Origin of the sequence: Hyphomonas sp., from assembly GCF_046313735.1 — a bacterium.
Classification (GTDB): Bacteria; Pseudomonadota; Alphaproteobacteria; order Caulobacterales; family Hyphomonadaceae; genus Hyphomonas.
The window spans coordinates 28066-36559 of record NZ_JBKBXW010000032.1 but is presented as its reverse complement, the minus strand read 5'-3'; the positions used below and the strand labels follow the sequence as shown (position 1 = coordinate 36559).

6 protein-coding genes are annotated in these 8494 nt (G+C 63.9%); 5 read left to right on the top strand and 1 reads right to left on the bottom strand.

Annotation, left to right across the window (positions count from 1 at the left end; all coding sequences use genetic code 11):
• The first annotated feature begins 101 nt into the window (after window positions 1-101).
• From ACK4SV_RS14515 to ACK4SV_RS14505, 3 genes are all read left to right on the top strand, one after another.
• Window positions 102-1748 carry a M28 family metallopeptidase gene (locus tag ACK4SV_RS14515; RefSeq protein WP_409918563.1) on the top strand — a complete coding sequence of 549 codons (1647 nt, stop codon included), beginning with the start codon at window positions 102-104 and terminating at the stop codon, window positions 1746-1748.
• 126 nt (window positions 1749-1874) lie between these two features.
• Window positions 1875-3422, top strand: coding sequence for an acyl-CoA synthetase (locus ACK4SV_RS14510; protein ID WP_409918562.1), 1548 nt, complete (start codon window positions 1875-1877; stop codon window positions 3420-3422).
• Window positions 3423-3498: 76 nt separating this feature from the next.
• Window positions 3499-4839, top strand: coding sequence for a GH1 family beta-glucosidase (locus ACK4SV_RS14505; RefSeq protein ID WP_409918561.1), 1341 nt, complete (start codon window positions 3499-3501; stop codon window positions 4837-4839).
• On the opposite strand, the gene ACK4SV_RS14500 is transcribed toward ACK4SV_RS14505, so the two are convergent.
• On the bottom strand, window positions 4836-5192 hold the full coding sequence (locus tag ACK4SV_RS14500; protein WP_409918560.1) for a DUF4870 family protein: 357 nt from the start codon (window positions 5190-5192) through the stop codon (window positions 4836-4838). The genes ACK4SV_RS14505 and ACK4SV_RS14500 overlap by 4 nt on opposite strands.
• 151 nt (window positions 5193-5343) lie before the next feature.
• Between ACK4SV_RS14500 and ACK4SV_RS14495 the strand changes: the two genes are divergently transcribed.
• Together ACK4SV_RS14495 and ACK4SV_RS14490 are read left to right on the top strand one after the other, a co-directional pair.
• Window positions 5344-5799, top strand: a complete 456-nt coding sequence (locus ACK4SV_RS14495; RefSeq protein ID WP_409918559.1) for a MaoC family dehydratase — start codon at window positions 5344-5346, stop codon at window positions 5797-5799.
• A gap of 65 nt (window positions 5800-5864) precedes the next feature.
• Window positions 5865-8480, top strand: coding sequence for a S1C family serine protease (locus tag ACK4SV_RS14490; RefSeq protein ID WP_409918558.1), 2616 nt, complete (start codon window positions 5865-5867; stop codon window positions 8478-8480).
• Window positions 8481-8494 lie beyond the last annotated feature (14 nt).

The following is an 8494-nucleotide window of genomic DNA, read 5'->3' as shown; positions in this document are numbered from 1 at the left end:
GACCTGACCCATCCGATGGCCTACTGGATGCGGGAATTCTGAGTCGACATTCGCAAGGAATTCCCCTTTCTGTGCCGCGAACCAATGAGGATATGCCCCTGATGAGACGTCTTGCCGGCAATTTGCTGCTCGCTTCCGCCCTGATCCTGATGACTGCCTGCGCGCCGGACCCGGTGCCGGCCCCGACCGAATTACCCCCGCCGGACGCCGCTGCCATCCAGGCCGACATGGCCTTCCTCGCCTCCGATGAGCTGGAAGGCCGCGAAGCCGGCACCGTCGGCTATGACATTGCGGCCGACTATGTCGCCGAGCGGTTTGCCGAGATCGGGCTGAAGCCGGCAGGCGACAATGGCACGTTTTTCCAGGAAATCCGGTTCCTGCGCTCTGTGCGCGCACCGGAAGGGCGGCGCGTTGAGATCACCCGCGCCGATGGCAGCGCGGTTCCCTTTGTTGAGAACAGTGACTTTGCCATGGGCGGCTCGCTGCGCGGCGTGGCGGCGGATGTGACGGGCGAGGCCGTGTTCGTCGGCTTCGGCATCGTGGCGCCGGACCTTGGCCGCGATGACTATGCGGGCCTCGATGTGGCCGGCAAGGTCGTCGTGATGCTGTCGGGCACGCCGAAAGGCATCCAGACCGAGGAACGCGCCTATTACGGCACGCAGAAACTCGCCAATGCCTCGCAGCGCGGGGCGATTGGCGTGCTGCAGATCGAGACGCCGACCTCGCGGGAGATCTACCCCTTCGAGCGCCTGATCCGCGAAGGGCGGCTGGATTCGGCCGCGATGACCTGGATCGGCGCGGACGGGACGGGCTTCAGCCGCGCGCCGAACATCCTCGCCGCCGCCAGCGTGCGCATGGACAGCGCCGCCCGGCTGTTTGACGGCGCGCCGGTCAGCTTTGCAGACATTATCGCTACAGCCGAAGCCGAGGGCGGCCCGGTGACCGGCTTCCCCCTGCCGCTGACCGTTCGCATGGCGCAGGCTTCGCAGCATGACGAAGTGACCTCCTCCAATGTCATCGGCATGATCGAGGGCTCCGACCCTGTGCTGAAGAATGAGGTGATCGTGCTGACCGCGCACCTCGACCATATCGGCATCACGCGCGGCCTTGAGGGCGACGAGATAAACAATGGCGCGCTCGATAATGCCAGCGGCACAGCAACGCTGATCGACGCCGCGCGGATGCTGAAGAACGGCCCGCCCCTGCGCCGCTCGGTGATGTTCATTGCGCTGACAGCGGAGGAAAAAGGCCTGCTCGGCGCGCAATACTTTGTCGAGAACCCGACCGTCGCGCGCGAGCGGATCGTGGCGAACGTCAATCTCGACATGCCGATCCTGACCTATCCCTTCACGGACCTGGTCGTGTTCGGCGGCCAGCGCTCGACCATCATCGAAGCGGTGGAAGTGGCGGCGGCCTCTATGGGCATCGCGCTCAGCCCGGACCCGGTGCCCGATCAGGGCCTGTTCACGCGTTCGGACCATTTCCGGTTCGTGGAAGGCGGCATCCCGTCCGTCTACCTGATCCCCGGCTGGCAGAATGGCGGCGCCGAGGAATTCGCGCGCCACATGACTACGAATTACCACCGCCCGACCGATGACATGAACAACAGCATCGACTTCGAGGCCGCCGCAAGGTTTGCCGAGGTGAAGGCGCGCCTGACCCTCGAACTCGCCAACAAGGATGCCAGCCCGATGTGGCGCCAAGGCGATTTCTTCGCCCGCCAGTTCGGCGGCCCCGTGGAGCCCTGATCCGGCTACAGGTTGCGGCGCGGTTTCCCTTGCGTCCCGGATAGACGCCGGGCGCGGGGCCGTTAATTTCCGGCGCAAAGTCAGACTGGCCGCTCTGTGGCCGCCAGTGCCGGAGGATTTACGCCCATGCACCCCTGCCATCACGCGAAGACCCAGCCCGACAAGCCCGCCATCATCATGTCGGGCTCGGGCGAGACGATCACCTTCGCCCAGCTCGACGAACGCTCCAACCGGATCGCCCATGCCCTGCGCGCGGCGGGCTGCAATCCCGGCGACACGATCGCGATCTTTGCCGAGAATTCGCCGCGCTATTTCGAGATCTGCTGGGCGGCGCAGCGTTCGGGGCTCTATTATGTGTGCGTCTCCTCGCGCCTGACAGCGCCGGAGGTCACCTACATCCTTGAAGACTCCGGCGCGAAACTGCTGATCGCAGGCGCCAGCAAGGCGGGCGTGGCGGCAGAAGCGGCCAAGGCCGCCGGCGTGTCTGCGCTCTGGTCCATTGACGGGGCGGCGGATGGTTTCACCGAGATGACGGCGCATATCGCCGGCTTCCCGGCAACGCCGGTGGCGGATGAAATGGCCGGCACGGACATGCTCTATTCCTCGGGCACCACGGGCCGCCCGAAGGGCATCCGCCCGCTGCTGGAACGCGGCCTGCCGATTGATGGCGACAATGTGCTGATGCAGATCGCCAAGCTGATGTCCGGCGCCAGTGATCAGTCGGTCTATCTTTCGCCGGCCCCGCTCTATCATGCGGCCCCGCTGCGCTGGTGCATGACGTTCACGCGCTTCGGCTCGACACTGGTCGTGATGGAGAAGTTCGATCCCGAGGATTTCCTGAAGGCAGTCGAAAGTTACAAGGTGACGCACACCCAGGTCGTGCCGACCATGTTCGTGAAGATGCTGAAACTGCCGGAAGACGTGCGGAAGAAGTACGACGTTTCCTCTATGAAGTTCGCAATCCATGCGGCCGCGCCCTGCCCTGTGCCGGTGAAGGAACAGATGATCGGCTGGTGGGGCCCCATCATTGACGAGTATTATGCCGGCTCTGAAGGCAACGGCATGACCTATGTGAAGAGCCCCGACTGGCTGACGCATAAGGGTACGGTCGGGCGCGCCATCTTTGGCACGGTGCATATCTGCGACGAGGAGGGCAATGAAGTGCCGGTCGGCGAGGAAGGCCAGGTCTATTTCTCCGGCACGCCGACACCGAGCTATCACAACGACCCGGAAAAGAACAAAGCCGCCCTCAACCCCAAGCATGCGGACTGGTCGACCCTGGGTGATGTTGGCAAGCTGGACGAGGATGGCTTCCTCTACCTCACCGACCGCAAGGCGTTCATGATCATCTCCGGCGGCGTGAACATCTACCCGCAGGAGACCGAGAACGTGCTGATCACCCATCCGAAAGTGGCCGATGTGGCCGTGATCGGCGTGCCGGATGAGGAGTTCGGCGAAGCGGTGAAAGCGGTTGTCCAGCCGATGCCGGGCATTGCGCATTCTGAGGAACTCGCCGCCGAGCTGATGGCTTTCTGCCAGGCCAACCTCTCAAAGCTCAAATGCCCGAAGAGCATCGACTTTGACCCCGAACTGCCCCGCCACCCGACCGGCAAGCTCTACAAGCGCCTGATCCGCGACCGCTACTGGGGCAACAAGAACAGCCGCATCGTCTGATCCGGAAAGGCCTTGCGCCTTGTCTCCGCCTCGCCCACCCTCTGCCGCAACAAGAAGCGGCTGAGGGAGGGCGCGCATGATCCGCGCTGAGGATTTTCCTGCAGGTTTTGTCTGGGGCGCATCGACCGCGTCTTATCAGATCGAGGGCGCACATGATGTGGATGGGCGCGGTCCGTCCATCTGGGACGCGTTCAGCGCCGAGCCCGGCCGGGTGAAGAATGGCGATACGGGTAATATCGCGTGCGACCATTACCATCGCTACCGCGAAGACGTGGCACTGATGCGGACGGCAAACTTCTCCGCCTATCGCTTTTCGGTGTCGTGGAGCCGGGTGCTGCCGGAGGGGCGCGGCGCAGCGAATGCGGCAGGCCTCGATTTCTATGACCGGCTGACCGACGAGCTCCTTGCGCAGGGCATCGAGCCATGGCTGTGCCTCTATCACTGGGACCTGCCGCTGGCGCTGCATGAGGCAGGGCTCGGCTGGACCAGCCGGGAGATCGTGCCCCTGTTTGCGGACTATGCGGGCCTGCTGGCACAGCTTCTGGGCGACCGGGTTGCGCGCTGGGCGACGTTCAATGAACCGAACATGTTCACGATGCTGGGCCATGGCGCGGGCGTCCATGCGCCGGGCTTGCGGGGGCGTGAAACCTGGCTGGATGCGGTGCATCATGTGAACCTTGCCCATGGCGCGGCGGTGCGGCGCCTGCGGGCGGAGCTTCCCGCCGGTAGCCTGATCGGGTCGGTCCCGAACCTTCAACCGGCAGTCCCGGCCACGGATAGCGGCGCCGACCGCGAGGCCGCCGCGCGGATGGACGCTGTGATGAACCGGGCGACCGCAGACCCGGTCTTCCTCGGCAAATATGATCCGCTGACCCGCGAGTGGATGGGCGACCGGATCCGGCCGGGTGACGAGGAAGCGATTTACGCTCCGCTCGACTGGCTCGGCCTCAATCATTACTCGCCGCAATATGCGAGCGCGCACCCCAATTCCTGGGGCTTCCGCATGGCCGATCCGCCAGAGGGCGCCGAGACGACGCTGATGGGCTGGCATGTGAAGCCGGAGGCGTTCCGGGACGTGCTGATCGAAACTTCGGAGCGCTACCGGCTGCCGGTCTATGTCACCGAGAATGGCATGGCGGATGATGGGGAGCCGGATGCGGCCGGCGAAGTCAATGATGCCGGGCGCATCCATTATCTCGAACGTTATCTCGGCGCCGTGCTGGACGCGCGCGCCGGCGGGGCCGATGTGCGCGGCTATCTCGTCTGGTCAATGCTCGACAATTTCGAATGGGCGATGGGCTATGGGCCGCGCTTCGGCATCGTGCATGTCGATTACCAGACGCTCCGGCGCACGCCGAAGGCTTCGTATCACTGGCTCGCGGCCCTCGCCGGGGGCAGCGCGGTATCCGGCCCCTAGAGCAACCAACTGCCCGGATTGGCAATCGGCTGGCCAGCCGAAAGCGCCTGCATGCCCTGAACGACGCGGATGATGTACCACACCACGGCCGCAAGCATGATAAGGACGCCGATCACCACGATGGCCAGGATGAGTCCAATGACCATGTACAGGAAGAATTTCCAGAAGATGTTGATCTGGTTGTTGTAGTGGGACTCAAGGACTGAATTGCCCTTGCCCTTGGCGAGATAGGCCATGATCACGCCAACGATCCCGGTGATGCCGACGACCAGGCTCACCAGATAGAGAATGTAGATCAGGTTGGCATTGCCCTGCGTATTAGGGTCAACGGAAATTTGTGTCTGATCGCTCATCGAAAAGGTCTCCTGTTTAAGCCCTGCGCTTCCCCCTTAAAGGGTAGAAATTCGATTCTGTCGATTCGGCTTTACGTTCCGGCAGCCTTGCGGTGGCAGCGGGTCCACGGCACAAGAACGTTACAAAGTCCAAGAAATCTGGAGGATACAAATGGCTGATCCGCGCAAAATTCCCTATGCTGACCTTGAAAGCCTCGTTGGCCAGGAAGTGGGCGTCTCTGACTGGCACCTGATCGACCAGGCGCGCATCAACCTGTTCGCCGATGCAACCGGCGACCATCAGTGGATCCATGTGAACGAGGAAATGGCGAAGCAGATGATGGGTTCCACCATCGCGCATGGCTTCCTGACCCTGTCGCTGATCCCGATGCTGGGCGCCGAAGTCCTGCGCGTCGAAGGCGTCACGCGCGGCATCAATTACGGCTCGGACAAGGTCCGTTTCACCAATATGGTGCCGGTGAACTCCAAGGTCCGCCTGCGCCAGAAATGCCTCGCCGTGGAAGCCAAATCCGGCGGCAAGCAGATGAAGATGGAATGTACCATCGAGATCGAAGGCAAGGACCGCCCGGCCTGCGTGGCTGAGACGATCACCGTTCTTTACGGATAATCTCCGGTTCCACCTGCAGATCGCCCGTGTTACCGAATGGTGACTCAGGTTCGCGGGAGGGATGCATGACCAGTGGATATTTCCGGCCAGTGCTGATGGCTGCACTGGCCGTTTTTTTGACGGTCAGCATGACCGGTGCGCCGGTATCTGCCTCCACCCCTCAGCCGCCGGACTTCGGCAATGACAGCGGCGACTTCGTCAATGACGGGGAGTGCGATGATCCGCGCTTTGCCGGCGAAGGTGCGACGACTGCCGGATCGCCCGGCACGGATGCGAGCGACTGCCGCGCCCTGTGGACGGCTGGCGCCATCGTCCTGCGGGCCGAGTTGAATGCCGGGGCCCCTGCGCCGGATTTCGGCGATGACAGCGGCGATTTCGTCAATGACGGCGATTGCGATGACTCCCGCTTCGAGGGCTACCGCACCACCACGGCCGGCCAGCCCGCCACCGATGCGAGTGATTGCCGCAAGCTCTGGCAGGATGGGCTGATCAGCCTGCGCCGCAGTCTCAATGAAGGCATGCCCCGGCCTGACTTTGGCGATGACAGCGGCGAGTATACCAATGATGGCGAGTGCGATGATCCGCGCTTCGAAGGCGAGGGCACGACGACGGCCGGTGAACCCGGCACCGATGCCACCGATTGCGCCGCGTTGTGGGATGCGGGGCTGATTGCCCCGCGCAGGCCGTTGAATAAAGGCCTCGAAGCGCCCGATTTCGGGGATGATTCGGGGCGGTTCACGGAAGATGGCGAATGCGATGATCCGCGGTTCCAAGGGCCGGGCGCCAGTTCGGTGGGCGAACCTGGCACTGACGCGTCCGACTGCGCAGCGGCTTGGGCCGCAGGCACCATCACGATCGATCCTGATTTCGACCCGGAGGCCGCCGCACGTGCCCGGGAAGTGATCGTCGCCGGCGGTATCGATTTTGGCGACAACACCAGCACCTGGGCAAATGACGGCGAGTGCGACGATCCACGGTTTGAAGGCCCCGGCACCTCCGGGCTGAGCCAGCTGCGCACAGATGCAAGTGATTGCCTCGCCGCCTGGGAAGCCGGTAAGGCGGTGCTGCGCGCTCCGGTCAATGCGGGTCTTCCCCTGCCGGATTTCGGCGATGATAGCGGCTCCTTTGTCAATGATGGTGAGTGTGATGATCCACGCTTCGAGGGCTCCGCAACCACCACGGCCGGACAGCCGGGCACCGATGCCTCGGATTGCCGCTTTCTGTGGGACCTGGGCCTGATCAAGCCGCGCACCCGGCTGAATGACGGCCAGGTCGCGCCCGACTTCGGGGACGACAGCGGGCAATACGCCAGGGATGGCGAGTGCGACGACACGCGGTTCACGGGTCCCGGCACCAGCGGGGTGGGCGAGCCCGGCACGGATGCTACCGACTGCGCGGCCGCGTGGGAGCTCGGCACGATCCAGCTGGACAGCGAGGTCGGGATCGGCCTGCCCGGACGGCGGATGTCCACCGGAAGCGGATTTGCCATCTCAGCCGCCGGTCATGTGCTCACTAACGCGCATGTCGTGGAAGGATGCGCCGCCCTGCGCAGCCCGATGTTCGGCGAGCTGACCCTTATTGCCACACATGAAGACTATGACCTGGCGCTGCTGAAGGCCTCGTCGCCGACTGCGACCTTTGCTTCGATCAGCAGCGCGCCTTCGCCGCGCCTCGGCGAGTCGATCGTTGTCGCCGGCTTCCCGCAGACGGATTTCTTCGGCAAGCAAAGCGTGACGATCACGACCGGCACGGTATCCTCGCGGACCGGATGGGGTGACAATCCCAACGAGTTCCAGATGTCCGCGCCCATTCACAAGGGCAACAGCGGCGGCCCCGTCTTCAACATGAAGGCAGAGATTGTCGGCGTTTCGTCGAACGGCGTGAACGAGATGGTGATGCTGGAACGGGCCCAGGAGCTGCCGCAGAATATAAATTTTGCGGTCAGCCTGCGCGCCATCAATGAGTTCGTTGCAACCCACAAGGTTCCGGTGACCCGTTCATCGACGGTCAATGTCGAAAGCCTGGCGGATGTTGCGGAATTCGCCGAGGGGCTAACCGGCTTCATCGAATGCATCAGCGCGCCGGTGGCGCCGCTGTCGGCTGAAGACCTCGCCCGCCGCCCGCCGATAAGCTCGATCGATTTCGGGCGTGATTCCGGCGAATGGACCGATGATGGCGAGTGCGATGACCGCCGCTTCACCGGGCCGGGCGGAAGCTCTTTCGGTGATATCGGGACTGATGCCAGCGACTGCCGCCGGGCCTGGCTCGCCGGCACGATCATGCTGGCGCCGGATTTTGACCCCGCCCTTGGCGCGCCGGCGCTCGCCATCGTAACCTATGAGGGCATCGAGTTCGGCGACAATTCCGGCCGCTGGGCGGATGATGGCGAGTGCGATGATCCGCGCTTCCAGGGACGGGGCGCCTCGGATGTCGGCCGGATCGGCACCGACGGCAATGATTGCCTTGCCGCCTGGAAAGCTGGCACGGTGACGCTTCGCCCTTCGATGAATGAGGGCCAGCCACGGCCCGACTTCGGCGATGACAGCGGGCAATATGTGCTGGACGGGGAATGCGACGACCCCCGCTTCGAAGGCCAATTCACGACAACGCTTGGGGAGGCCCGCACGGATGCCTCTGACTGCCGCTCGCTCTGGGATGCCGGACTGATTACCCTAAGGTGACGCGGGCGGCAGCG